The organism is Streptomyces boninensis (genome assembly GCF_048572725.1).
Lineage (GTDB): Bacteria > Actinomycetota > Actinomycetes > Streptomycetales > Streptomycetaceae > Streptomyces > Streptomyces boninensis.
In genome coordinates this window covers 4,733,815-4,759,507 of sequence record NZ_CP183837.1, presented here as the reverse complement: position 1 = coordinate 4,759,507, position 25,693 = coordinate 4,733,815, and the positions used below count along the sequence as shown (strand labels likewise).

Sequence of the window (25,693 nt, the reverse complement as noted above, 5' to 3'; positions counted from 1 at the left end):
CCGCTGAGCCGGTGAACCGGCTCGTTAGAATGAGCCGACCGAAATACCTTTGCGAGGAGCGCCAACCGTGGGCCTAGTCGTGCAGAAGTACGGCGGTTCGTCCGTAGCGGACGCCGACGGCATCAAGCGCGTCGCCAAGCGCATCGTCGAAGCCAAGAAGAGCGGCCACCAGGTGGTCGTCGTGGTCTCGGCGATGGGCGATACGACCGACGAGCTGATCGAGCTGGCCGAAGAGGTCTCGCCGATCCCGTCGGGCCGTGAGTTCGACATGCTGCTGACCGCCGGCGAGCGCATCTCCATGGCGCTGCTGGCCATGGCGATCAAGAAACTGGGCCACGAGGCGCTGTCCTTCACCGGCAGCCAGGCCGGCGTGATCACCGACTCCGTGCACAACAAGGCACGGATCATCGACGTCACCCCGGGCCGTATCCAGGAGGCCGTGAACAAGGGGGCGGTGGCGATCGTCGCCGGCTTCCAGGGCGTGTCCCAGTCCACGAAGGACATCACCACGCTCGGCCGCGGCGGCTCCGACACCACCGCGGTGGCGCTGGCCGTGGCGCTTGACGCCGAGGTGTGTGAGATCTACACCGATGTCGACGGGGTCTTCACGGCCGATCCGCGGGTGGTCAAGAAGGCCCGTAAGATCGACGAGATTCCGTACGAGGACATGCTCGAGCTGGCCACCAGCGGCTCGAAGGTGCTGCTGCACCGCTGTGTCGAGTACGCGCGTCGCTACAACATGCCCATCCATGTTCGTTCCTCGTTCTCGGGGCACACGGGTACGTGGGTGCGCACTCGGCCCGAGGGAGAACAAGGAGAAGGCATGGAGCAGGCGATCATCTCCGGGGTCGCTCACGACACGTCCGAGGCGAAGATCACAGTCGTCGGCGTGCCGGACAAGCCGGGCGAGGCTGCGATGATCTTCCGCTCGATCGCGGACGCGGAGATCAACATCGACATGGTGGTGCAGAACGTCTCCGCCGCCGCCACCGGCCTGACCGACATCTCCTTCACGCTGCCGAAGACCGACGGTCACCGCGCGATGGAGAAGCTGACCCGGGCGCAGCCGGACATCGGCTTCGAGTCGCTGCGCTACGACGACCAGATCGCCAAGATCTCGCTGGTCGGCGCGGGCATGCGCTCTAACCCCGGCGTGACCGCGACCTTCTTCGAGGCGCTGTCCAACGCCGGCGTGAACATCGAGCTGATCTCCACCTCGGAGATCCGGATCTCGGTGGTCACTCGTGAAGACGAGGTGAAGGACGCGGTGCGCGCGGTGCACACCGCCTTCGGGCTCGACAGCGAGACCGACGAGGCCGTGGTCTACGGGGGCACGGGGCGCTGACCTGCCCGCCGGGCCGGCTGCCGACGTGGCCGCTGACCTGCTGGCAGATGTGACCCAACCGTTGGTCCAGACTACTTGCTGTTGATCAGCAATCTGTTCGACTATTTCGTCCCCCGTCGGCTGCAACCGCAGCTCCGGCGGGGGACGTCTTGGTTTCGTGTGCCCGTGTCAAAGGCGACCGTCAAAATGGGGCATTCGTGGAAGAGTTGGGACGCATGGGTGCTAGGTGTGCAGATTCTGTAACACTGCCTCACGCGTACAACCCTGACGGGGGGCAGCGTGTCAAACAGACGTGGCAGAGGCACTCAGCATTGCGACCATCCCTTCCGTCGGTCCGTCGTTCCGCCCCAGCGGGCGGCCGGCGAGCGGCGGCATGCCGGTGATCGCCCCCTGGCCGGTTTCGCGGCCCTCCGGGGCGCCGTCCGCGACGGCGGACGCTGACGAAGCCATGGCTGAGGGCACCACCGTTGATCACCTCACCGAGACCTACCGGCTGCACTACCGGTCGCTGCTCGGCCTTGCCGCGCTGCTGCTGGACGACACCGCGTCGTGCGAGGACGTCGTCCAGGAGGCGTTCATCCGCGTGCACTCCGCGCGCAAGCGGGTCAAGGACCCGGAGAAGACGCTCGCCTATCTGCGCCAGACCGTAGTCAACCTGTCCCGCTCCGCGCTGCGCCGCCGCATCACCGGCATGAAGCTGCTGTCGAAGCCGATGCCGGACATGGCGAGCGCCGAGGAAGGCGCGTACGACCTGCTGGAGCGCGATCAGCTGATCAAGGCGATGCGCGGGCTGCAGCGGCGCCAGCGCGAGGTGCTCTCGCTGCGCTACTTCGCGGACATGACTGAGGCACAGGTGGCAGAGGTGCTGGGCATTTCACTCGGCTCCGTCAAGGCATACGGTTCGCGGGGCATCGCCGCATTGCGAACCGCCATGGGAGCGCCGGCATGAGCAACGACCACTTCGGAGCGGGGCTCCCGGGGCCGCGGGAGCCGCGGCGCCCCGATGACCCGCTGCATGGGCTCGGCGAGCAGCTGGGCGGCCTCGGTCTCGGCGAACCCGGTGGTGAGTCCGGCGGTGGGCCGGGCGGTGGGCCCGCGCCGACCGGCGAGGAGGCGGCGCTGCGCCGCATCCTGCACAGCGCGGTCGGCGAGCTGGAGCCGGCGCCTGATGCGCTGGAGCGGCTGCAGTACGCGGTGCCGGCCCGGCGGGCGCGGAAGCGGCAGCTCGCGGTCGGGGCGGTGGCCGTGGTGGTGCTGGCCGTCGCCGCGGTGCCGACGCTGATCGGCTCCGGGGTGATCGACGGCTCGTCCGGCGGCAAGCCGCAGGCGGGCGGCAGCCAGGATCCGGTCGGGAGCACGCCGGGACAGGGTGGCGGGAGCGAGCCGGGGGAACAGCCCGGCGGCGGGGGCGCGTCCAAGGGCGGGAGCGGCAAAGACGAGGAGTCGAAGAAGCCGGGGGAGCCCGGCGGCGGGAACGAGTCCGGTTCGTCGGGCGACACCACCGTGGCCGCGCCGTCGTGCGACGCCGGGCAGCTCGGGCAGCCCGCGGGGAACAGCGGGCAGCCGGACGCCAAGGGCCGGATAACCGGATCGTTCAAGATCAAAAACATCTCGCAGTCCTCCTGCGCGGTCAGCGACCCCGGCGCCGTCAACGTCGCCAGGACCAGCGACGTCAGCACCGCCAGCGTCATCGTCCAGGAGCACAGCCCCGGAGACGCCGCCGGCGACCTGCTGCCGCCGTCGTCCGGCGAGCCCGTGGTGCTGGCGGCCGGGGAGTCGTACGAGGTGCGCTTCGCCTTCGTCCCCGGCGGTGAACGCGACGCCGGCTGCTCGGCCAACTCCTCGCCCAGCCCCGCGGTGAGCGACGGGCCGAAGTCGACCTCCGAGGGTGCCCCGATGGCCGACCCGGACGGCGAGGGCGCCGCGGGCGAGACCGACGGCGGCTCGGACGGCTCGACCGGCTCCACGGGCGACGGCTCCACGGGCGGCAGCGGCGACGGTACGGAGGGCGGCGACCTGACGCTCACCAACACCCCGGAGCCGGGCGGCACCGCGACGGCCCAGACCACGGTGCCGGATGTGTGCGGCGGCACCGTGTACTACACGGGCGCGATGCCGGCGTCGTAGAGGGCTCCCGTACCGTAGAGGCGTGTACCGGTTCCTGCTGACCCCGCGCTGGTGGGGGATCAATGCCTTCCTGGCGCTCTCCATCCCGTTCTGCATCTTCATGGGCAGCTGGCAGCTCAGCCGCTTCGAGGACCGGATCGATACGCACGAGCAGCAGACCGAGCAGCGCGACGGCAAGTCGACAGGCGCCGACGCGGCACAGCCGCTCGCCGACCTGCTGCCCGTGGACAAGGCGACCTCGGGCAAGCCCGCCACCGCCACCGGGCGGTACGGCGACCAGCTCCTGGTCCCCGACCGGACCCTCGACGGCAAGGACGGCTTTTACGTCCTCACGATGCTGCGGCCGGCCGAGGGGGCGTCGGAGGCGAAGGGCGGTGGCGAGGCCGACCTCGGCGGCAAGGCGCTGCCGGTCGTCCGGGGCTGGCTGCCTGGGAAGGCCGACCCGGCGAAGGCGCCCGCCCCGCCGAAGGGCGAGGTGACCGTCACCGGCGACCTGCAGTCCTCCGAGTCGCAGGGCTCCCCGGGCGTGAACGCCGCCGGCGGCCTGCCCAAGGGACAGCTCGGCGTGATCAGCGCCGCCTCGCTGATCAACATGGTCGACTACCCCGTGCACAACGCCTGGATCACCCTGCCCAAGGCCGCCGACGGGATGACCCCGGTCCCGGCCACCGCCCCGCCGGACAGCGGCCTGGACCTCAAGGCCTTCCAGAACCTCGGCTACACCGGCGAGTGGTTCGTCTTCGCCGCCTTCGTGGTCTTCATGTGGTTCCGCCTCTTCCGCCGCGAGATCGAGCTCGCCCGGGATGCTGAGCTCGGCATCACCCCCGATGATCCGGAAGAGCCTGAAGACCCAGGTGCTTCAGCGCAAAGTCGAGCTCCAGCCTCAACTGCTTGATCCGCTCCTCCACCACCAGCGAGCCGTGCCCCGCGTCGTAGCGATACACCTCGTGCGGATGGCCGCGCTGCTGGAGCCGCTCCACATAGTTCTCCACCTGCCGGATCGGGCAGCGCGGGTCGTTCACCCCCGCGGAGATGTACACCGGCGCCTTGACCCGGTCCACGTACGTCAGCGGCGAGGAGGCCGCGAAGCGCTCCGGGACCTCTTCCGGGGTGCCCCCGAGCAGTGTGCGGTCCATGGCCTTCAGGGCTTCCATCTCGTCGTGGTACGCCGTGACATAGTCCGCGACCGGGACGGCGGCCAGGCCCAGCGTCCAGTCATCCGGCTGCACGCCGAGGCCCAGCAGCGTCAGATAGCCGCCCCAGGAGCCGCCGGACAGGACGAGCTTCTCCGGGTCGGCGAGCCCCGATTCGACGGCCCACTGCCGCACCGCCCCGATGTCCTCGAGCTCGATGAGGCCGACCCGGTGCTTCAGCGCATCCGTCCAATCGCGGCCGTATCCCGTGGAGCCGCGATAGTTGACCCGGACGACCGCGAAGCCGTGGTCCAGCCAGGCCGCGGGTCCGGCCGCGAAGGCGTCGCTGTCGTGCCAGGTGGGCCCGCCGTGGATCTCGAAGATCGTCGGGTAGGGGCCGTCGGCGGAGTCTCCGCCGGAGCCGTCTCCGGCTCCCGCGCTTGTGCCCGCGCTCGTCGGACGCTGCACCAGCGCGTGGATCTTGCCGCCGGGGCCGTCCACCCACACGTCCTCCACCGGCCGGGAGGCGGGCGGCTTCATGCCCGGCGGCTGCAGCACGACCTCCCCGCGGTCATTGCGCACCGCGGGCGGCTCGGCCGCCGACGACCAATGGAACTCCACCGAGCCGTCCGGCCGGGCCGTGGCCCCCGAGACCGTGCCCGGCGGGGTGTCGAGCCGGGTCAGGCCGCCGGAGGCGAGGTCATAGCGGTACAGCTCGCTACGGGCCTGGTAGGTGTGCGCGATCAGCAGCCCGGTGGCGTCCGGATACCACTGCGCGGACACGTCTCCCGGCAGGTCGAGGCGCAGGTCGGTGAACTCCCCTTCCACCGGATGCCAGATCGCCGGCTCCCAGCGCCCCCGCCGCTGGTGGCCGATGAGCAGCCTTGCGTCGCCGGCCGCGGGCGCGAAGCCCAGCACCTCGAGCCCCAGCTCCTTGGTGCCGCCCTCGGTGTCGTCGAGCTCGGCGACGACCTCGCCGGATGTGCCGCCCAGCACCGCGACCTTCAGGGCGGAGTGCATCGCGTCGCCGTGCTCGGTGTGCTCGATGGCGAGCAGGCCGCCGTCATACGAGACATCGCCGACGCCGGCGGACTCGCGATGCCGGTAGACCACCCACGGCTCGCCGCCGGGCGGGACGACATGAATGCTCGTGCCCTCGTCGTCCGTCGACCTGCCCACTACCGCCGTGCCGTCCCGGCCCAGGGCCAGACCCGCGGGATAGGAGGCCTCGAGGCCGGGTGTGGCCGGCTGGTCCTGCCCCGCCGTCGCGCCCGCGAACGGCTGCCGCAGCCACACGCCGAACTCGTCGCCGTCCGTGTCGGAGAACCACCAGATCCACTCGCCGTCGGGCGTGAGGGTGCCGTCCGTGGTGCCGTTCGGCCGGTCGGTGGCCTGCCGCTGCTCGCCCGTGGCACGGTCCCAGGCGTACAGCTCGAAGGTGCCCGTCACGTTCGACACGAAGAGGGACTTCTCCGGCGCGTCCTCCGCCCACTCGGGCAGTCCGACGCGCGGCGCCCGGAAGCGCTGCTCCCACTCGGGCATGCCGGTCTCGCCCGTCGGCGCCTCGCCGGTGGCTGCGTTGGTCTGTGCGTTCTCGTCCATGCCCCACATTCTGCTGGTCCCGTCCGACATCGTGCGAGCAGCGGCCCCCAGCCTGTGGATAACTCCATTGGAGTGGCCTCTGACCAGTCGAAAGCCGCAGCCGGAATGAAACCCCCGGCGGCCGCGCTGCACCGGGCATGAAGGCCATCGCACTGCAGCAGTTCGGCTCCGCCGACGACCTGACCACCGTTGAGCTCCCCGACCCGAAGGTCGCCCCCGGTGAGGTCCTGATCCAGGTCAGGGCGGCCGGGGTGAACCCGGTCGACTGGAAGCTCGCCGCCGGCGGGCTCGACCCCGTCATGGAGTCCGGCTTCCCCCTCATCCCCGGCTGGGACGTCTCCGGCGTCGTCGTCCGCACCGGCTTCGACGCCACCGAATACGCGCCCGGCGACGAGGTCGTCGGCTACGTACGAAAGGACTGGGCGCAGAACGGCACGTACGCCGAGCTCGTCTCCGCCCCCGTACGCACCCTCGCCCGCAAGCCCGCCGCGCTCAGCTGGGAGCAGGCGGCGGGGCTGCCGCTCGCCGGGCTGACCGCGTACCAGTCCCTGGACCGGGTCCGCGCGGCCGAAGGCGAGACCGTCCTCATCCACGCCGCCGCGGGCGGCGTCGGCTCCCTCGGTGTGCAGATCGCCGTGGCCAGGGGCGCGCGCGTCATCGGCACGGCGAGCGAGCGCAACCACGACTTCCTGCGCTCCCTCGGCGCCGAGCCGGTCGTCTACGGCGACGGTCTTGTCGACCGGGTACGCGCGCTCGCGCCCGAGGGCGTGGACGCGGCGCTCGACTTCGTCGGCGACGGGGCCGTCGACGTATCGAAGGAGCTGGTCAAGGACCCGTCCCGGATCGCCTCCATTGCCGACGGCGAGGCCGAGGCCAAGGGCGCGCACTACGTATGGGTGCGCCCGGTCGCGGCCGACCTGGCGGCGCTCTCGGAGCTCGCCGACGCCGGGAAGCTCACGGTCAATGTGGAGCACGCCCTCCCGCTCGACCAGGCCGCGGAGGCCTGGCGGCTCAACCAGGAGGGGCGGACCCGCGGGAAGATCGTGCTGACGGTGTAGGCACTCAGCGCGTCACCAGCTGCACCAGGGAGACAGCGCCGACCACCACGATCAGCACGCGCAGCGCCACCGGCGGCAGCCGGCGCCCGAAGGCGGCGCCGAGCTGCCCGCCGATCGCCGAGCCGGCGGCGAGCAGGGCGACGGCGGTCCAGTCGTATTCGGCGGCGAAGAGGAAGAAGCAGGCGGCGACGGCGTTGACGAGGGCGACCAGGACGTTCTTGACGGCGTTCAGGCGCAGCAGGCTGTCGTCCAGGGCGAGGCCCATCAGGGCTATGTAGATGATGCCTTGGGCGGCGGCGAAGTAGCCGCCGTAGACGCTGGCCAGCCCGATTCCCGCGATGAGCAGCGGGCCGCCGTCGGTGCGGGGCGCGGTGCCGTTCTCGTGGCGGCGGTCGCGGAGCCGGGCGCCGATCCAGGGCTGCAGCACGACCAGGACGAGGGCGAGGCCCACCAGTACGGGCACGATCCGCTCGAACGCCGACGCGGGGAGGGCGAGCAGCAGCATGGCGCCGGTGAAGCCGCCGACGGCCGCGCCGGCGCCGAGCTTCATGATCAGCCGGCCGCGTCCGCGCAGCTCCTTGCGATAGCCGATGGCACCGCTGATCGAACCGGGGATCAGGCCCAGGGAGTTGGAGACCGTCGCCGTGACCGGCGGCAGGCCGGTGGCGAGCAGCACGGGGAATGAGATCAGGGTGCCGGAGCCGACCACTGCGTTCACCGCGCCGGCCGCGATCCCCGCGCCGAACACGGCGAACAGGCTGTCCATGAGATCAGCCTAGAGAGCGGATGTTTCGGTGTTGAACGAACTGCTTGTTGTCCACAGGGGGTTGCGGAAACGGGTTGTCCACAAGCGCTTGTCGGCGCCTTCCGCGACTGCTTGACTCCCTGCGTCGCACGGAAATCCGACCCGGGGAGGCCGCAATGGAGATCACTCGCAGGCGCATGCTCTCGCTGCTCTCCGCCACCGGTCTGCTGGCGGTCCTGCCGTCGCTGCCCGCCGTGGCGGCAGGCAGCGCGGACTTCGCCAAGCTGATCGCCAACACCGTCGGGATCTTCGGTGGCACCGCGGAGTCCAACGCCCGCCCGGAGGCCGCCGCGAAGCTGAAGGCCATCGAGGACACCGCCCGCGCCAATCTCAAGGCGATGGCCGATGCGGCCGACGGCGAGCTCTTCAAGGGCCTCCCGCTGGGCACCAGCGATGTGAACCTCAATGCCTCCTACCTGAAGGTGTACGAGATCGCCCTTGCCACCCGCACCCCCGGCGGCGGCCTCGACGGCAGCGCCGAGACGCAGGCGAAGGCGGCCGATGCCCTGGAGTGGCTCCACGAGCGCTATTTGGGCGACCAGTCGAAGGGCTATTACGGAAACTGGCACAACTGGGAGATCGCCATCCCCGCCAGCGTCACCAAGACGTTCGCGCTGCTCTCGGGCCAGGGCGCGGCCGACCGCCCCGACCTGGTGCGCACGTACACCGCCTCCATGGACGCCTATCTCCGCTACGGCAAGGACGGCGACGTCGACCTCGACTCCCGCTTCCACACCGGCGCCAACCTCGCCGACATCACCACGAACCGCATCCTGCAGGGCGCCCTCCTCGGCGACGAGGCCCGCATCACCAAGGCCCTCGAAAACCAGCTGACGGTCTTCGCGACCATCGACCCGTACCAGCTGCAGCACAACGTCACGGACGGCTATTACGCCGACGGCTCCTTCATCCAGCACAGCTCGGTCGCCTACACCGGGTCGTACGGCAAGGTGCTGCTGACCCGCGTCGTCCAGACCCTGAAGATCCTCTACGGCACGCCCTTCGCCAATACGGACGAGCTGGCGCCCGTGGTGCAGGGCTGGGTGCGGAACGGCTTCGCCCCGTTGATCTTCGAGGGCTGGATGATGGAGGTGGTCAAGGGCCGCGCGGTCTCCCGGGCCACGGTCACGGGCTATGCGGACGTCGCGGTGGTCGTCGAGGCGGTCACCGACCTGTCGGACTACTCGGAGGGCGAGGCCGCCACTGCCCTCAAGGGCTATGTGAAGTACGTCGATTCGGCGTCCCCGATGCCGCTCGACCCGGCGAAGTTCGTCTCGCCGATGAGCGTGGTGCGCTATGCGGACATCCTCGCCGACGCCTCGGTCGAGCCGGCCGACCTGAACCCGCCGGCCCGCAGCGTCGCCTTCAATGCCATGGACAAGCACGTCCACCGCCGCCCCGGCTATGCCTTCGCGCTCGCCCGCAGCTCGGACCGGATCAGCAAGTACGAGTACATGAGCGGGGAAAACCTGCTGCCGTGGTTCCAGGGCGACGGCGCGCACTACCTCTATCTGGCGGGCCAGGACCAGACGCAGGCCTTCGGCGCGGATTACTACACGACCGTCTCCCCGTACGAACTCGCCGGGGTCACGGCGCCGGTCGAGGAGCGCAAGACCATCCCGCAGCTCTATGACGGCAAGCTCTGGTACGACAACCCCGGCCATCCGCTGAACTTCACCTCGTCGTCGGAGTCGCAGAACAAGTACGTCTACTTCCCGGTCGGCACGAACGACGTCTCCGGCGGCGCGGTCCTGGACACGTACGGTGCGGCCGCCATGACCCTCTCCAGCGACGTGGCGTACGCCGACCGCGCCAAGCTCCCCGACGACTTCGTGGTCTACCGCGCCGCCACGGCCACCAAGTCCTGGTTCATGCTCGACGACGAGATCGTGGTCCTGGCGGCGGGCATCGGCGACGAGGCGGGCCGCGCGGTGACCACCACCCTCGACGCCCGCACGGCGCTGCCGGCGGACGAGGTGACGGTGACGGGCGAGCTGAGCGACGGCTCGCGCCTGTCGGGCGCGGGGGAGGCGGAGGCCCGCTGGCTGCGCTGGTCGAACGCCACCAGAAAGGCGGCGGTCGGCTATGCCCTCCTGGACGCCCGCGCCCCGAAGCTGAAGATAGGCCTGGAGGAGGTCACGCGCAGCCGCCGCGCCGTGCGCCTCACCAACCCCGACACCTCTGCCAAGCTGCGCGTCTTCACGGCGGTCGCGGAGCAGCCGGCGGGGGCCAAGCCGGCCTCCCTGGCGTATGCGCTGGTCCCGGGCGCGAGCGAGGCGCAGTTGCGCTCGTACGGGAAGGGGAGCCCGCTGTCGGTGGTGGCCAACTCCCGGCGCCTGCAGGCGATACGTCACCGGGGCCTCGGCCTCACCGCCGCCAACTCCTTCACCCGCGGCAGGCACGAGGCCGCCGGGCTGAGCATCGACGGGCCGGCCTCCGTCCTGCTCCGCCGTACCCCGGACGGCCTGACGAAGATCGCCGCCTCGGATCCGACGATGGACCGGGACACGGTGCGGGTGCTGGTGCGGGGGCGCCGGCTGCGGAAGGTGTCGGCGGACGAGGGCGTCCGGGTGTCGCAGGTGGCGGGCGGCACGATAGTTGAATTCCGCACCCATCAGGCCTACGGCGACAGCCTGTCGGCGACGCTGCGCGGCTAGCGGCCTGAGCGCGCCGCCGTCGGGCGGATCAGGACGCGAGAATGCGGGCCTTCTCGGCGGCGAACTCTTCCTCGGTGAGCACCCCGCTCGCCCTGAGTTCGCCGAGCTCCCTGAGCTTGGCCATGCGGTCGTTCGCCGCCGGTGCCGCGGCAGGAGCGGCCTGGGCCGCTTGCGCCGCCTGCTGTGCCTGCTGCGCCGCCACCTGCGCCGCCGCCTGATCGGCCAGCGCCTGCTGCTGGGCCTGCGCTGCCGCATACTGATCGGCTTCGCGCTGCTCCGCGCCGCGCCGCATCCTTCCGGACACCGCGCTGGCGGTGCCCGTGATGACCGCGGTACGGGCCATGGCGCCCAGCAGCCCCGGACGTCCCACTCGTCGGCGGATCATGGCGGCTACTCCTCTTCGTCCAGTGCGGTGATGGCGCGTACGACATCGTCGTGCGGGACCCGCTCCATGAAGAGCACCCGCCCCTGCGAGTCGCGCACCCCCCGCGCCAGCCGGGCGGCCCAGGTGTTCTCCCAGGCCACCACCAGTGCCGACGACTCCAGTGGCAGCTGTTCGGCGGCGAGCTTGAGGTCCTCGTCGCTCAGCAGATCGAACTCGTCCTCGGTGACCTGCGCGAACGCCGCGGCAACCGCGGAGTCCGAGACCTCGACGGTCGACACGGCGCCTTCGCCGTCCTTGCTGACGAAGCTGAGGTCGAGGATCCGGACGGTGCCGTTGCCCTGCAGCTCGAGCAGAGCGGGCGCGATGTCACCGGTGAAGTGATTGCCCTCGAAGCCGATCACCGCGACGTCCACTGGGCCGACCGTGTCGGCCTGGAGCTTACTGGGCACGGAGCACCGCCTTTCAGATCACTTATCACCGTAAGACGGTCAAACGGAATGCGCCTCCCGGCGCCCCCGACCCCAAACCGACCCCAAACCGACCCCAAACCGACCCCAAACCGACCCCAAACCGACCCGACCCGAGCCCGAACCCTCCTCTACATGACCAAGACACAGCCCGCCCCTCCGCAGCCACGAAGGAGTGACCCGGATCCGCCGCCCGGCCGTATCTGACTGATGGCTCATCAGATCCGCGGCGTGGCCGCCCCTGCCGCCACAGCCGCCCGCCTACCTTCGCGGGGACCAGTTGCCTGAGAAATCCAGAAGGACCGTTCCCATGCTCAGACGTCGGTTCACCCGCATGCGCCTGCCGCTAGGAATCGTGGCGGCGCTCGCCCTGCTGTTAGGCGGTCAGGCAGCGGCCATGCAGGTGGCCGCGGCGCAGGATCCGATGAGCGCGGTCGGCATCACCAAGACCAATGACGCGGACGGTCCCCTGGAGCCCGGGGACACCTTCATCTACACGCTCCAGGGCCAGTGCTCGGGCCTCACCGTGGACTGCGTGGACTTCACCGTCACCGACACCCTCCCCGAGGGCCTCGACGTGACGGCCCTGCCGCAGGACACCAGCAACCGGGACGTGACCTACGACGAGTCCACCCGGCAGCTGACCGTCGTCTACAAGCAGCCGCTGCAGAACCCGGAGGGCAAGACCGGGCTCCGGGCGGGGCAGGCGGGCAGCATCGAGATCGGGATGCGCGTCCCGGCCGACACGCAGCTGGAGGACGGCGCCACCATCACGAACACGGCGCAGGTCGACGCCGAGAACGCCGACCCCAAGGACGCCGACTCCGACGTCACCGTGTCGATCCCCCGGGTGGTCAAGCCCGTCGCCACCAAGACCTGGGAGGACGGCTCGGCGATCGCGGGTACGGGCGAAGAGTCCACGATGACTCTCGGCGTGCGCAATAACTCCTCCTCATCAGCCGAGGTCACCGAGCTGTCGGTGTCCGACACCACCGAGGACACCTTCGAGAACTTCGACTACGAGAGCGCCACGGTCACCCGCTTCCCGGCCGGCGCCGACCGCGCACACCTCGTCGTCACCACCGCCGACGGCGACACCCACACCGGCGCCCCGATCAGCTCGCCCGGCGAACTCCCCCTCCCCAGAGGCGTATCCGCCGACGAGGTGACCGGCTTCGAAGTCGTCTTCACCAACAGCAGCGGCGATCCCCTCCCGTACGACGAGACCGGCGGCACCGTCGAGGTGAAGCTGACGCTGCGCGACACCAAGCGCTCCGACGGCTCCCCGCTGCGCCCCACCGACAAGGTGACGGTCAACAACTGCGCGACCCCGTCCGCCAAGGAGACCACCGACGGCGACGTCAACGGCGCCCAGGCCTGCGACACGTACGACATCATCCCGGACGTCCTCGTCCTCAACGGCACCAAGAGCTTCTTCCCCGACACCGACGGCGACTTCACCCAGGAGACCGGCGAGCACGCGGTGCTCGACGAGAACTCGCCGGTCAGCATGAAGGTCGACGTGAAGAACAACTCGCCGTTCCCGGTGAAGTCGGTGACGATCACCGAGCCCGACCCGGATACGACGAGCGAGTTCGACAAGGTCGACGTCGACCAGGTGCGGCTGCGCTTCCCGGACGGGGCGACCGAGGCGAAGCTCGTCGTCACCTACGACGACGGCACCAGCACCACGGATACGTACACCGAGAACACGACGGTCGACGTCGCCAAGCCGGGCGCCAAGGTAACCAAGGTCGAGGTCACCTACACCGGCGTCGACGGCGACGGGAACCCGGCCATCGCCGAGGGCTCCAGCGCCGGCCTCGACCTGCACGGCACCCTCACCGACGACGTCACCGCCGAGGACCTGCCGAGCGGCTCCAGCCCCGGCATCTCGAACTGCGCGGCGTTCAAGGGCGACGCGGGCCGCACCGACGGCAGCGGCACCGCCGCCGGCAGCGCCTGCAAGGACCTGGCCATCGAGGAGCCGAACACCTCGGGCGACGGCACCAAGACGGTCAGCCAGACCGACGTGCCGCCGGGCCAGCCGATCTCGATGACGCTGAAGCTCGTCAACAACGGCAACAAGCCCCTCATCGACCCCATCCTCACCGACCCGCCGGCCGGCCCCGACGGCAAGCCCACCGGGGAGAGCCCCTTCGACGTCCTCCAGATCGACTCGGCGTCCTTCTCGCCGGCCGACGCGCCCGCGGAGATCGAGCTGTGGGACCCGACGGCCGACGCCTGGGTTCCGTACGACGCGGACGACGCCGCGCTCCTGGAGCGCGCCAAGGGCATCCGCCTCGTCTACGACGGCGAGCTCGCCCCGCAGTCCACCGTCACCCTGAACCTCGTCACCGAGCGCCGCGAGGGCGTCGAGAACGACGTCAACTTCGCCAACTGCTACTCGATCAGCGCAGGGGGCGACTATGTAGAGGAAGACCCGGTCTGCGGGCCCGGCATGGACACCGGCCCCGCCGAGTCGTCCGCCTCCCTCAACAAGTCGATCAGCCCGGGTGAGCTCCCCGAGTACGTGCCGGGCCTGCCCAAGCAGTACGCAGACGCCACCCTCACCATCCGCAACACCGGCAACATGTCGGCCAAGTACCTCGAAATGACCGACCTGGACGAGGACTTCTTCGACGGCGTCGACCTGGTTTCGATCAAGTCCAACCAGATGCCGAAGGGCGCCAACCGCGTCCAGATCGACGCGTACGTGGACGGGGCCTGGGTCACCGGCACCCCGGCGTCCGACGCGGCCCTCCCCGCAGGGGTGAACGCCGCCGATGTCACCGGCCTGCGTGTCACGTACTCCTCCACCAGCACCACCAACGACGGCTACGTCATCTCGCCCTGCTCCGACACCAGCTGCTCGGGCGTGCTGACCTTCACCGTCAGCCCGCGGGAGAAGACGCGTAGCGGCGGCGACCCCGTGCCCGGCCACCTGGAGGACACGGTCAGCGGCGAGTTCCTCACCAAGGTCGAGGACGAGGACAAGCCCAAGAAGATCGACCCGGTCACGGCGACGCTGAACCTGGTCAAGGGCGACCCGGTCCTCGACGTCAGCAAGACCCCGGACACGGTGCTCGCGCCCGGCGAGGACGCCCCGTTCTACCTGAAGGTCACCAACACCGGCACCGCGAACATCCCGGATCTGGTGGTGAAGGACGCGCTGCCCGAGGGAATCCAGTTCGTCGACACCTTCCAGGGCGACGACGGCCAGCCCTTCAAGATCATCAACACCAAGGTGCCGGACGGCACCCCGCCGGTGCCCACGCCGGTCTTCGACCAGTCCACATCCGGTGGCCGGGTCGACCAGCTGAGCTGGAACTTCTCCAAGACCGCCGACGGCAAGGCGTGGAACTTCGCGCCCGGCGCCACCCTCACCATCGAGATCCACGTAAAGCTGGAGCCGGGCATCAACGCCGGTGACGTCGTCACCAACAAGATGGGCGCCACCTCCTCCGACCCCGACTTCGCCTGCGACGGCACCTCGGAGACGGACGACACCTTCGGCTCCGGCAAGTACTGCACCGCGACCGCGAAGCTGACCGCCAAGTCAGGGGCCGCCTTCACTGCCCGCAAGTGGGTGTCCGGCAATGACTCGCTCGGCTGGTACAACACCCGCACCGGCAAGACCGTCCCGGTCGGCGACTCCTCGTGCCTGTCGACGAAGGACGCCGCAGGCCGCAACTACACCGCCAACCCCTGCATCGCCCTGGTCAACCCGGGCGACCAGTACCACTACCTGATGCGCCTCCAGAACGCCGGCACCGAGGCCGGCACCGCGATGCGCATCGTCGACCGCTTCCCGGTCCAGGGCGACAAGGGCGTCATCCTCGACCAGGACCGCGGCACCGCCTGGGACCAGCGCCCGACGCTCGCCTCCGAGCCGAAGCTCGACGGCCCCGGCACCATGACCACGTCGTACGAGAACGACGAGCCGCTGTGCACCGACGACCTGGACATGGGCGGCGCGGGCTCCTCGGCCGACCAGTGCCCCTCCTCCGTCTGGGACGACGGGTACAGCGCCAAGGCGGTGGGCGCGCGGATGAACCTCGACTTCCCGACGCCGCTCGCCCCCGGCGGCACGGTCGACATCACGTACGCGATGGACACTCCGCTCAAGGTCACCAAGAACGGCGACCCGACCATCGCCTGGAACTCCTACGCCCACAACGAGACGACGGACCGGGCCGGCTCGCCGCGGGTCCTGCAGGCCAATGAGCCGATCCAGGTCGGGGTCGCCCTCGCCTACGGCGACCTGAAGCTGGTCAAGAAGATCGGCGACCACCCGGACGCGCTGGGCGGGGTGCTCGGCAAGCTGCCGTTCACGTACCACGTCAAGTGCGTCATCCACCCGCAGGGCGGCCGGCCGCGCACGGTCCTCGACAAGGACTACAAGGTCTCCGAGGACAAGCCGGTCACCGTCGAAGGCATCCCCGCGGGCGCCGAGTGCGAGGTGTGGGAGACCACGGGCCGCGGCGGCCAGGCCAACCACACCGAGGCCAACCCGGTCGAGGTCACCATCAAGCCGGGTGTGGGCACGCCGACCGTGGAGACGGCCCGGATCAGCAACACCTTCGCCTTCGGCGAGCTGACCCTCGCCAAGGAGCTGACCGGCGACGGCGCCGAGTACGCGGAGGACCGGGTCTTCGAGGTCGAGGTGTCCTGCGCGATGCCGAACGCCGCGGGCGACCCGACCGACCTGGTGCTGCACAAGACGTACGAGGTGAGCGCCGGCAACCCGGTGACCATCAAACCGCTGCCGGTCAACGCCCAGTGCTGGGCGGAGGAGGTCGACACGGGCGGTGCGTCGGAGGCGGTGGTCGACCACGGCTCGCCGGACAACCCGGCGGTGGTGACGGCCGACGGCTCGGCGTCCGCGTCCATCAAGGTCACCAACACCTTCCCGGCAGCCGAGCTCACGGTCAGGAAGACGGTCGTGAACGGCGGCCCCGGCCCGTACGACTTCACCGTCGCCTGCACCACGGACGAGGGCGACGTCCCCCTCGCCCCCGAGGACAGCTCCTTCAGCCTGAGCGGCGACGAGGAACGCACGATCACGGTCCCGGAGGGCGCGGACTGCACGGTGACGGAGGAGAACGTGCCGGCGGATGACACGGTCTCGTACGAGGACTCCGACGGCGGCACGGACGGTGAGGTCACGGTGGACGACGACACGTCGGTCGAGGTGACCAACACCTTCCCGGAGCCGCCCCCGGACCACCACGGCAAGCACCCCGGCCACCTGGCCGACACGGGGCCCTGGACCCGGACGGTGGTGGGCCTGCTGCTCACGGGCCTGGTCCTGGCGACGGGAGCGGCGGTGTACCTGTGGCGGAGAAGCCGCCTGAGCTGAGCCACAACCAGTAAGGGCCTGATCCGGCATCCGGATCAGGCCCTTACTCATGCCCTCAAGTCCCACCCCACCCATGCGCCCCGTATGCGGCGGCTGTGCGCGCCCGCATCTCCGCGCACCATCCCCGGTGAATTCCGCCGCAATTCCAGCTGTACGAACGCCCTGGAGGATATTTCCCAAGACGCAGCGAAGGAGGTGACACGAAATGGCCAAGGCTTACGAGGGGGATGTTCCGCTCATCGAGGAAATCGACGAGCAGGACTTCGACGGCATCGCTTACGGGGCGTGCACCACGAACACGTTCTCGCTCAGCGACTCGCTCGGCAACGACGGCGGCTGGTGCACGCTCACCAAGGAGTGCCAGAACAGCTGTAACTGACCAAATGACCGCAGCACAACACACGATTGAGGTCTGAAATGCACGACGAAACAGAGGACGTGCTGGCCCGCTACGACGAGCTCGAGCTGATCGAGCTGGGCGAGGCCGACGCGCACGGCGGCTCGACCTGGGCCTGCGCCATCGCCACCGCCGCGTCCGCGGTGGTGACCACGGAGCTGTGCCCGACCACGAAGTGCACCAGCAAGTGCTGAACCCGCGACCGCGGGTGAACGCGTAACACGGCAGGGCGGAATGGGGTCCAAGGGGCCGCTCTTTTGGATCCCATTCCGCCCGCATAAAAGCATCGGCAGTGACTCCATCCGCGCCGGCGCGGATGGACGGGGGGAATGGAGTACCGCGGCCGTGACGACTCAAGCGGCGTACTATCCGGAATTCGACAGCACCGAGGTGGCGCAGACGATCGCCCCGCTGGCGGCGTACGACCACGAGATCGCCGGGCTGCTGCGCGCGCCAGTCCACCGCATCCCCGGGCCCCGGCGCGACGGCCGCCGCACCGCGGTCGAGGCGTGGCTGGGCGCCCCCGAGAGCTATCCCTTTCAGCGCATCGTCAGGTCCGTCGCCGCTTCGGTGGCCGACGCCAATCCCTTCGCCGCGTACGGGGCGCGGTTCGGCGACCCCGAGGTGCTGCTGCCGCAGCTGCTCGACCACGTCGAGGCCCGGCTGCGCGAGATATACACCCGGCCGCTGGTCGCCGCCGTCAACCACGCCCGCGAGGCGGGGCTGCTCGCGGGGGACTCGCCGGCCGAGCGGTACACCGACTTCACCGACCGGTCGGCGGCCGCCTCCTTCGAGGAGGTGAGCGGCCTGGACTTCCCGGTGCTGCGCGAGCTCGCCCGGATCGTACGGGAGCACGCCACCGCCGCCGCCCGCGAACTGGCCGGCCGGCTGGCCGCCGACCGCGACGCCATCGAGGCCGCCTTCGGCATCGACGCCGCCGACCCGGTCGTCCACTGCGCCTTCTCCGAGGGCGACGCCCACCACCGGGGGCGCGGCGTGACGCTGCTCCGCTTCGCCTCCGGCCACCAGCTGGTCTACAAGCCGCGCGACGTCTCCTGCGAGGCCGCGTACGCCGCGCTGGCCGCCGAGCTCAACGACTGGCTCGGCACCTCCCTCGCCGCCACCGCCGTGCTCGACTGCGGCGGCTACGGCTACACCGCCTTCGTCGCGGCCGAGGACGTCTCCGCCACGGCGGCGGACTTCATGCACGCCAGCGGCGAACTCGCCGCGGTGTTCTACCTGCTCAACGCCCGCGACATGCACTTCGAGAACCTGGTGCCCACCCGCCGCGGCCCGGTCCCCGTCGACCTGGAGACCATCCTGCACCCCGCCCGGATCCACCGGGGCCCGGTGCCGGAGGCGGCCGACGGTGCGTACGAGGCGATGGGGCAGTCCGTCTACGGCATCGGCATCCTGCCGCTGGTGATGCAGGGCAAGGGCGCCGGGGCCGGGCATGTGGACCTCGGCTTTCTCGGCGGCAGCGGGCAGGGGAGCTCGCCGTTCAAGTCGCTGCGGTTCGCGGCTCCCTTCACCGACCGCATCCGGCTGCTGCTCGAACCGCCGCAGGCGCAGCCGCGGCAGACCGTGGTGCCCGCCCTCACCGAGGAAGAGACCCTGGCGCTCGGCGAGCGTATGGCCGCGGGATTCGCGCGTGTCTATCGCGCGGTGCTGGCCGAGCCCGACCGCTGGACCGCGCTGCTCGAAGCCGCCGTTGCGGGCGTGCGGGTGCGCTATGTGCACAACCCGACCGCCCTGTACGCCCAGACGCTGCGGATGGCCGCGAGCGCGGGCGCGCTGGCCGACGCCCCCACCTACCTGGCGCTGCTGAAGCGCATCGGCATCGCGAGCAAGACCTCCTCGCACCGCATCGCAGGCTCCGAGATGCGGCAGCTCGCGGTGCGCGACGTGCCGTACTTCACCGTGCCGGCCGACGGCGTCGCGCTGCACGACGGGGACGGTGCCGAGGTGGGGGCGTCATTCGACGTATCGCCGTTGGAGCGGGCACAGGCGAAGGCGGCCGGGCTCTCCGAGGCCGGGCTCGGGCAGCAGCTGGGGCTGATCCGCTCGGCCTTCGCCTCCCGCTTCCCCGACAATCACCTGCCGCCGGCCGCGCCCGCGTCGTCCGTAAAGCAGCGGACCACCGGCGGCTCCCTCACCGACCTGCTGCGCCGCCTGTGCGACGGCCTGGTCGCGACCTCGCTGCCGGACCGGTTCGCGCATCTGCCGCGGACCTGGATCGGCCCGCTCGCCTCGGCGCAGGCCGACCGGCCGTGGCCGCCGGGGGTGCTCGGGTACGACCTGTACACCGGGCGGGTCGGCCCGGCCCTCGCGCTGGCGGCCGCCGGGCGGGTGCTGGACGAGCCGGCCTACCGCGACCTGGCCGGGCAGGTCTTCACCGCCACCGCGGAGATCCTCGCGGACGAGAGGTACGAGCTGCGCAGCGTCCGCGCCGCCGGGTTCGCGGCGTACACCGGTCTGTCCGGCACCCTCTACGCACTCGCGGCGGCCGGGCGGCTGCTCGGGCGCGCGGACTGGGAGCGGGCCGCGCAGGGAGCGCTGCCGCTCGTCATCGACCAGGTGCGGGAGCTGCCCGCCGACGAGCTCCCGATGGATGTGATCGGCGGGGCCGCCGGGGTGCTGCCGTGCTCGGCCGCGATCGGCGGACCGCACGCGGACGCCGCCATCGCCCTGCTCACGTCGCGGATCACCGACGCCTGGGCCGCGGGTCAACTCGGTCCCGTACTCGGCCAGTCCGGGTTCGCGCACGGCATCAGCGGGCTCGTGCACGCGCTCGGCCGCGCCTACCCGCGGCTGCCGCGCGACCGCAAGGACACCGCCGCGGCCGTGCTCGCCGACCTGATCGGGCGCCTGGAGGACTTCTACGACCCGGCCGAGGCCGACTGGCGCTCCAACCTGGAAGGCCCGGCCTCCTTTGCCACCGGCTGGTGCCACGGCGCCACCGGCATCGCCCTGGCGCTCGCCGCCCACGCCCGCCTGGACCCCTCGGTGCTGCCGCTGCGGGACGGGGCGGTCGCCAACATCCTGCGCCGCGGCCTCGGCCGCAACCTCACCTGGTGCCACGGCGACCTCGGCAGCCACGACACCCTGACCACCGTCGCCGCGAAGGCCGAGCCCGCCCTGCGCGACGAACTGCGCGCACAACTCGCCGCCGTGGAACGCGACCGGCTCCCGGCCGACGTCCTCGCCGCCAAGATCACCGACCCGCGCAGCCGGTACGCGCACACCAACAGCCTCATGGTCGGCTCCGCCGGCCTCGCGCTGCACCTCGTCAACCGCATCGGGGACGGCGTCCGCGTCTCCCCGCTGACGTTCCACACGGAGGCCGACTGATGAGCATCCTCGGACGCCGCCGGGTGCCCGCCGTCACCCAGGTCACCCAGACCGAATGCGGCCTGTGCTGCTGTGTCGCCCTGCTCCGGCACTACGGGCGGGCGGAGGACGTGTCCTCCGTACGCACCGACCTGGACGCCGGCCGCGACGGCCTCGGCGCCGGGCAGCTGGCCCGCTTCCTGCGCACCCGCGGCATGAACGCCGAGCTGTACCGGGTGAAGAGCGTCGACGGGCTGCAGCAGTTCAGCGACCCAGTGATCATCTACTGGGAGGAGTACCACTTCGTCGTCCTTGAGCGGTTCGACGGCAACAGGGCGGTCGTCATGGACCCCGCCGTCGGCCGCCGCCGGCTGACCCGCGACGAGCTCGAGGCCGGCTTCAGCGGCATCGCACTGTCCGCGCGGCCGGGGCCCGACTTCAAGCGCTTCCGCCAGCGCCCGCTGCACGAGTGGCGCGGCACCCCGCTCTTCGCCAAGGGCGCCCGCTCCCGCATCGCCCTGGTGGCGCTGCTCTCACTCAGCGGATACGGGGCGGTGCTCGGCATCCCCATGCTCACCGAGTGGGCGGTCGACCGCTACGCCAAGTGGCAGGGCCTCGCCGACCTGGGAACGATCCTGGCGGTGATCTGTGCCGTGGCCGCTGGCCACTTCACGATCCAGCTGCTGCGCACCTATGTGCTCTCCACGGTGGTGGCGCTGCTCGGCAAGCATCTGATGACCTTCGTTTTCACGAAGCTGCTGTCGCTGCCGTACAAGTTCTTCACCACCCGCCAGCCCGGCGAGCTGCTGTTCCGGCTCAACAGCGTGAACGCCGTACGCGACCTGCTGTCCTCGCGCGTCGCCCAGGGGCTGCTCGACATCGGGACGCTGGTCTGCGTCACCGTGTACCTCTTCGTCGTCGAATGGCGCCTCGGCCTGGTCGCCTTCGTGCTGTTCGTGCTCAACGCGGCCTACCTCGGCAAGACCCGGCTGAAGGTGCTGGAGTCGGTCGACTCCGAGCTGAGCCAGCTCAGCAAGAGCCAGTCCACCCAGCTGGACGCGATCGTGTCGCTGCCCACCATCAGGATGGGCGGCTACGCGGACGAGTTCATCGCCAGCTGGGAGAAGGTGTACGGCTCCTCGCTGGAGGCGATGAAGCAGCGGATGCGGTTGCAGAACGGCTGGATAGCCGGCGTCACCGGCACCACCCAGATGTTCGGGCCCGTGGTGCTGCTGCTCTCCAGCCTGTACTTCGTCGGAAAGGGCGAGATCACCCTGGGCGCGGCCATCGCCGTGCAGGCCGTGACCGGCACCTACTTCGCGCTGTCGACCTCGGTGTTCCAGATGTACACCGAATTCACCGAGGCCTCCCGCTACATGTCGCGGCTGCACGACATCTCCTCCGTACCGGACGAGCCGCCGGGCGGCGGCCGGCAGCACCTGTCGTCCACCTCGATCCGGCTGAGCGCCGTCAGCTTCCGCTACACCAAGCACAGCGAGTACGCGCTCCGCGACATCTCGCTGGAGATCGAGCCGGGGCAGAAGGTCGCGATCGTCGGGGCGTCGGGCTCCGGCAAGTCCACCCTCGGCCGGATCATCTGCGGCCTGTACGAGCCCACCGCCGGGTGGGTGGAGTTCGGCGGCAACGACGTCTGCGCGTACGACCGCACCTGGCTGCGCCGGCAGATCGGCTACATCCCCCAGGAGGTGCACCTGCACAACCGCACCATCCTGGAGAACCTCACGCTCGGGCAGAACATCCCCGAGGAGCAGGTGCGCGAATACTGCGACAGCGTCGGCATCCTCGACTTCATCGACGACCTGCCGATGGGCCTGAAGACCCTGGTCTCGGAGATGGGCGGCAACTTCTCCGGCGGTCAGCGGCAGCGGCTCGCGATCGTACGGGCCCTGCTGCAGCGCCCGCCGATCCTGGTGCTCGACGAGGCCACCGCCTCGCTCGACACCGTCAACGAGCGCCGGGTCGCCAAGATCATGAAGGAGATCGGCTGCACTCAGGTGATCATCGCCCACCGCCTCGCGACCATCAAGGCGGCCGACCTCACCTACGTCCTCGACCACGGCCGCCTCGTCGAGGAGGGCCGCCACGACGAGCTGCTGAACGGCGGCTCCCACTACACCGAGCTCTACGCCGACGAGTCCGGCGGCCTGTACGTGGGCGGTGAGCCGGCATGAGCGCACCTGAGGTGTCGATCCCGGCCTTTCTGCCGTACTACCTGCATCTGGTGCCGCGGGCTCGTCTGGAAGCCGAACTGGCGCCGCTGATCCGGCCGGTGGCCGGGGAGGGGCGGGATGAGGCGCTGCTGGACACCGTGTGGACGGGCCTGACAGCCGTCGTGGAACTGCACTCCTTCCGCACGCTGATCGGCGCCTTTCACGCCTTTCGGGAGCGGCTGGGCCTGCCCGCGGCCAAGGACGGCGATGCCGCGCTGCTGAGCTTCACCGAGCACCTGGCGGAGCCCGCGCACTGCCGTGAACTCCTTGATCGCTACCCGGTGCTGCGCGACCGGCTGACGGTGCTTCTGGACAACTCCCTGGCCGCCTACGCCGACTTCTTCACCGCGTACGCCACCGACAGGGCCGAGCTGCGCGCCGCCGGACTGCTCCCGCAGGACGGCGGCGGGGACCTCCTCGACGGCTTCTTCCTGACCGGCTCCGACCTGCACAACGACAGCCGCCAGGTGATCGGCGTGCGGCTGTCGGGCGGTGGCCGGCTGGTCTTCAAGCCCCGCTCGCTGGCCACCGACGACTTCGTGCGCGACATCTACGCGGCGGCCGAGCCGTATCTCTGCCATCCGCTGCGCCGCTGTCTGCCCGCGTCGGTATCGCTCCGCTCGCACGGCTGGCAGCAGTTCACCGCGCCGGAGCCGATGACCGAGCCCGGGCAGGTGGACCGCTACTACTACCGGTTCGGCGCGCTGTGCGCCCTCTTCGGCGCCATCGGGGCGACCGACCTGCACGACGAGAACGTCCTCGCCTGCGGCGAGCACCCGTGCGTGATCGACACCGAGACGATGGTGCGTCCCGACCCCGGCCAGGACCCGGACGGGCTGCCCGGCGTGCTCACCGAGCACCTGAAGCACTCCATCGCCTCGACGATGCTCGTGCCGATGGTGAACCCCAAGTCGCCCATCGACGTGGTGATGGCCGGGGTCGGCGTGGCCGGCGACCAGCAGTCGAGCATGAACCGGCCGCGGGTACGGGACGCCGGTACGGACGCCATCGGCGTCGCCTGGGAGAAGGTCACGTATCGCCACGGCGGCAACGTGCCCCGCCTGGCCGACACCCCGCTGCACGCCGTCGACCACTTCCCCGCCGTCCGCGACGGCTACGCCGACGCGCTGCGCTGCATCCGCGACGGCCGCCTCGCGAAGGTCCTCGACGGCGCGCCGGACCTGCCGGTGCGGATCCTGCTGCGCTCGACGATGGTCTACGGCAAGTACGTCGACGCCTCGACCCACCCCGACTACCTGGCCCGGGCGGAGGAGGCCGAGCGGCTGCTGGGCCTCCTCGGCCGGCACTCCGAGCAGCTGACACCCGCGGCCGGGGACTTCGCCGTCGCGGCGGAGCGCCGGGCGATCAGCCGCGGCGACGTGCCGTACTTCCGCGCCAGGGCCGGCTCGACGGAGCTCGGCACGGCGCGCGAGGCGCACCCGGACGCGTACCGCATCAACGCCCTCGACTACGCGCGGCGGGGGATCGAGCTGAGCGCCGAACGCCCCGACGCCTACCACCACTTCCTGCTGGAGGAGTGCTTCGCGGAGCTGGCCGGCGAGGACCGGCCGGCGGGACTTTCGGCGGCCGGTCTGTTCGGCGGCACGCTCCGCGACGACCCGGGCTGGCCGGTCCAGCCCGGCGGCTGGTGGCCCGCGATCGCCCGGCTGATCGAGGACATCGGCGTGCCCTACGCCGGGCCGGGCGGGCGCGAGCTCGGCTGGGTGTGCGGTACGGGGCCCGGCAGTGAAGGCATGACCCTCACGCCAGGCGCCTACGTCGCCTTCCACGACAACGGCGGCATCGTGCCGTTCCTCCGCCGCGCGGCGGCGCTCGACCCGGCCGTGGGGCCCGCCCATGAGGCGGCCGATCGCGGGCTTTCCACGCTGCTCGTGGAGTACGACGAGGGGTTGCTGCGACACCCCGCGTCCATGTTCTCCGGGGCCGCCTCGGTGCTGCTCGTACGCCCGCAGGCCATCGGCGCCGAGCGGCTGCACGAACTGCTCGACCGCATCGAGGAGCAGGCGGCGGACGGCAGCCTCGATACGGACATGGCCAACGGGCCCGCGGGGCTGCTCATGGCGCTGTTGTCGGCGGACCTGGCGCCCGGGGCTCGGGACGGTATCGGCCGGCTGCACGACCTGGTGCTCGAGCACCTGCACGCCCCGCGGACCGCCCGCTGGTACGACCTCGCCCACGGCGAGCTGGGGCTGCGCTGGGCCTGCGCCCGCGTCGGCGCGCACACCGGCGACGCCCGGCTGGTGCGCGAGCAGGCCGACTGGCTGGCCGAACGGTACGAGGCCGAAGAGCAGCCGCCGTACGCAGGGTGGTGCAAGGGCTGGGCGGGCCTGCTGACGGCCGGGGCGGAGATCATGACCGCCGCCGGGCGCCCGGACTGGTTCGGCGGCGGGCGGCTCGACGAGCTGATCCGCAAGGCGACTTCACTGCCGCTCGACCGGTCCGTCGACCTGTCGGTGTGCCACGGCAGCAGCGGCGTCGTCCAGAGCCTGCTCGCCGCGGGGCGGCTGCTCGGCGAGGGGCGGCGGCTGACGGCGGCCGCCCGCGCGTATCAGGAGCGGGTCATCGCGACCGCCGGGGAGCACGGCTTCTGCACCGGCGCCCCGGGCCGCAGCTCGCTGCTCGGCTACATGCTCGGCTGGTCCGGCGTGGGCGACACCGACGCGCTGCTGCACGCCCATGAGGCCGACCCGGACGGGACCCCGGCCGCCTTTCCCGTGCCTGTCGCCCTGGACTGCGGCGGGCCGACTGCATCCGACGACCAAGGAGCGTAACC

General features: G+C 70.9%; 16 protein-coding genes. 12 read left to right on the top strand and 4 right to left on the bottom strand.

Features of this window, described 5'->3' with window-relative positions:
* The first annotated feature begins 67 nt into the window (after positions 1 to 67).
* The 4 genes from ACNNMR_RS21545 (at position 68) to ACNNMR_RS21530 (ending at position 4,367) form a co-directional block, all read left to right on the top strand.
* Complete coding sequence (locus tag ACNNMR_RS21545; protein ID WP_419996293.1) at positions 68 to 1,345, top strand: aspartate kinase; 1,278 nt, start codon at positions 68 to 70, stop codon at positions 1,343 to 1,345.
* Positions 1,346 to 1,637: 292 nt separating this feature from the next.
* Positions 1,638 to 2,294, top strand: a complete 657-nt coding sequence (locus tag ACNNMR_RS21540; protein WP_419996292.1) for a SigE family RNA polymerase sigma factor — start codon at positions 1,638 to 1,640, stop codon at positions 2,292 to 2,294.
* Positions 2,291 to 3,472: a hypothetical protein gene (locus ACNNMR_RS21535; RefSeq protein WP_419996291.1), complete on the top strand. Its 1,182-nt coding sequence runs from the start codon at positions 2,291 to 2,293 to the stop codon at positions 3,470 to 3,472. The genes ACNNMR_RS21540 and ACNNMR_RS21535 overlap by 4 nt, the downstream gene beginning before the upstream one ends.
* A 22-nt stretch (positions 3,473 to 3,494) precedes the next feature.
* Positions 3,495 to 4,367, top strand: coding sequence for an SURF1 family protein (locus ACNNMR_RS21530; protein ID WP_419996290.1), 873 nt, complete (start codon positions 3,495 to 3,497; stop codon positions 4,365 to 4,367).
* On the opposite strand, the gene ACNNMR_RS21525 is transcribed toward ACNNMR_RS21530, so the two are convergent.
* Positions 4,291 to 6,207: a S9 family peptidase gene (locus ACNNMR_RS21525; RefSeq protein WP_419996289.1), complete on the bottom strand. Its 1,917-nt coding sequence runs from the start codon at positions 6,205 to 6,207 to the stop codon at positions 4,291 to 4,293. The genes ACNNMR_RS21530 and ACNNMR_RS21525 overlap by 77 nt on opposite strands.
* 137 nt (positions 6,208 to 6,344) lie before the next feature.
* Here ACNNMR_RS21525 and ACNNMR_RS21520 point away from each other — a divergent pair, with 137 nt between their 5' ends.
* Positions 6,345 to 7,265: an NADP-dependent oxidoreductase gene (locus tag ACNNMR_RS21520; RefSeq protein WP_419996288.1), complete on the top strand. Its 921-nt coding sequence runs from the start codon at positions 6,345 to 6,347 to the stop codon at positions 7,263 to 7,265.
* A 4-nt stretch (positions 7,266 to 7,269) separates the two neighbouring features.
* Here the strand turns inward: ACNNMR_RS21520 and ACNNMR_RS21515 are convergent, their stop codons facing one another.
* Positions 7,270 to 8,031, bottom strand: coding sequence for a sulfite exporter TauE/SafE family protein (locus ACNNMR_RS21515; protein WP_419996287.1), 762 nt, complete (start codon positions 8,029 to 8,031; stop codon positions 7,270 to 7,272).
* Positions 8,032 to 8,186: 155 nt separating this feature from the next.
* Between ACNNMR_RS21515 and ACNNMR_RS21510 the strand changes: the two genes are divergently transcribed.
* Positions 8,187 to 10,727 carry a polysaccharide lyase family 8 super-sandwich domain-containing protein gene (locus tag ACNNMR_RS21510; protein ID WP_419996286.1) on the top strand — a complete coding sequence of 847 codons (2,541 nt, stop codon included), beginning with the start codon at positions 8,187 to 8,189 and terminating at the stop codon, positions 10,725 to 10,727.
* Between the two features lie 28 nt (positions 10,728 to 10,755).
* On the opposite strand, the gene ACNNMR_RS21505 is transcribed toward ACNNMR_RS21510, so the two are convergent.
* Together ACNNMR_RS21505 and ACNNMR_RS21500 are read right to left on the bottom strand one after the other, a co-directional pair.
* Complete coding sequence (locus tag ACNNMR_RS21505) at positions 10,756 to 11,112, bottom strand: SHOCT domain-containing protein (protein WP_419996285.1); 357 nt, start codon at positions 11,110 to 11,112, stop codon at positions 10,756 to 10,758.
* Positions 11,113 to 11,117: 5 nt separating this feature from the next.
* On the bottom strand, positions 11,118 to 11,561 hold the full coding sequence (locus ACNNMR_RS21500; protein ID WP_419996284.1) for a DUF6325 family protein: 444 nt from the start codon (positions 11,559 to 11,561) through the stop codon (positions 11,118 to 11,120).
* A gap of 328 nt (positions 11,562 to 11,889) precedes the next feature.
* Here ACNNMR_RS21500 and ACNNMR_RS21495 point away from each other — a divergent pair, with 328 nt between their 5' ends.
* The 6 genes from ACNNMR_RS21495 (at position 11,890) to ACNNMR_RS21470 (ending at position 25,691) form a co-directional block, all read left to right on the top strand.
* Positions 11,890 to 16,941: a DUF5979 domain-containing protein gene (locus tag ACNNMR_RS21495; protein WP_419996283.1), complete on the top strand. Its 5,052-nt coding sequence runs from the start codon at positions 11,890 to 11,892 to the stop codon at positions 16,939 to 16,941.
* Between the two features lie 205 nt (positions 16,942 to 17,146).
* On the top strand, positions 17,147 to 17,320 hold the full coding sequence (locus ACNNMR_RS21490; protein WP_419996282.1) for a plantaricin C family lantibiotic: 174 nt from the start codon (positions 17,147 to 17,149) through the stop codon (positions 17,318 to 17,320).
* Positions 17,321 to 17,358: 38 nt separating this feature from the next.
* The gene (locus tag ACNNMR_RS21485; RefSeq protein ID WP_419996281.1) at positions 17,359 to 17,532 is read left to right on the top strand and encodes a class II lanthipeptide, LchA2/BrtA2 family; all 174 of its coding nucleotides are present in this window, start codon (positions 17,359 to 17,361) and stop codon (positions 17,530 to 17,532) included.
* 151 nt (positions 17,533 to 17,683) lie between these two features.
* Complete coding sequence (locus ACNNMR_RS21480; protein ID WP_419996280.1) at positions 17,684 to 20,689, top strand: type 2 lanthipeptide synthetase LanM family protein; 3,006 nt, start codon at positions 17,684 to 17,686, stop codon at positions 20,687 to 20,689.
* A complete protein-coding gene (locus ACNNMR_RS21475) occupies positions 20,689 to 22,860 on the top strand; it encodes a peptidase domain-containing ABC transporter (RefSeq protein ID WP_419996279.1) in 2,172 nt (723 codons plus the stop codon). Before ACNNMR_RS21480 ends, ACNNMR_RS21475 begins: the two co-directional genes overlap by 1 nt.
* Entirely contained in the window at positions 22,857 to 25,691 is a 2,835-nt protein-coding gene (locus tag ACNNMR_RS21470; protein ID WP_419996278.1) for a DUF4135 domain-containing protein, read from the top strand. Before ACNNMR_RS21475 ends, ACNNMR_RS21470 begins: the two co-directional genes overlap by 4 nt.
* Positions 25,692 to 25,693: the final 2 nt, after the last annotated feature.

Excerpts from the sequence above, each read along its gene's own strand:
- ACNNMR_RS21505 (WP_419996285.1), bottom strand. The coding sequence starts at position 11,112 with ATGATCCGCCGACGAGTGGGACGTCCGGGGCTGCTGGGCGCCATGGCC.
- ACNNMR_RS21470 (WP_419996278.1), top strand. The coding sequence starts at position 22,857 with ATGAGCGCACCTGAGGTGTCGATCCCGGCCTTTCTGCCGTACTACCTG.
- ACNNMR_RS21510 (WP_419996286.1), top strand. The coding sequence starts at position 8,187 with ATGGAGATCACTCGCAGGCGCATGCTCTCGCTGCTCTCCGCCACCGGT.
- ACNNMR_RS21490 (WP_419996282.1), top strand. The coding sequence starts at position 17,147 with ATGGCCAAGGCTTACGAGGGGGATGTTCCGCTCATCGAGGAAATCGAC.
- ACNNMR_RS21535 (WP_419996291.1), top strand. The coding sequence starts at position 2,291 with ATGAGCAACGACCACTTCGGAGCGGGGCTCCCGGGGCCGCGGGAGCCG.
- ACNNMR_RS21525 (WP_419996289.1), bottom strand. The coding sequence starts at position 6,207 with ATGGACGAGAACGCACAGACCAACGCAGCCACCGGCGAGGCGCCGACG.
- ACNNMR_RS21495 (WP_419996283.1), top strand. The coding sequence starts at position 11,890 with ATGCTCAGACGTCGGTTCACCCGCATGCGCCTGCCGCTAGGAATCGTG.
- ACNNMR_RS21485 (WP_419996281.1), top strand. The coding sequence starts at position 17,359 with ATGCACGACGAAACAGAGGACGTGCTGGCCCGCTACGACGAGCTCGAG.
- ACNNMR_RS21520 (WP_419996288.1), top strand. The coding sequence starts at position 6,345 with ATGAAGGCCATCGCACTGCAGCAGTTCGGCTCCGCCGACGACCTGACC.
- ACNNMR_RS21515 (WP_419996287.1), bottom strand. The coding sequence starts at position 8,031 with ATGGACAGCCTGTTCGCCGTGTTCGGCGCGGGGATCGCGGCCGGCGCG.
- ACNNMR_RS21475 (WP_419996279.1), top strand. The coding sequence starts at position 20,689 with ATGAGCATCCTCGGACGCCGCCGGGTGCCCGCCGTCACCCAGGTCACC.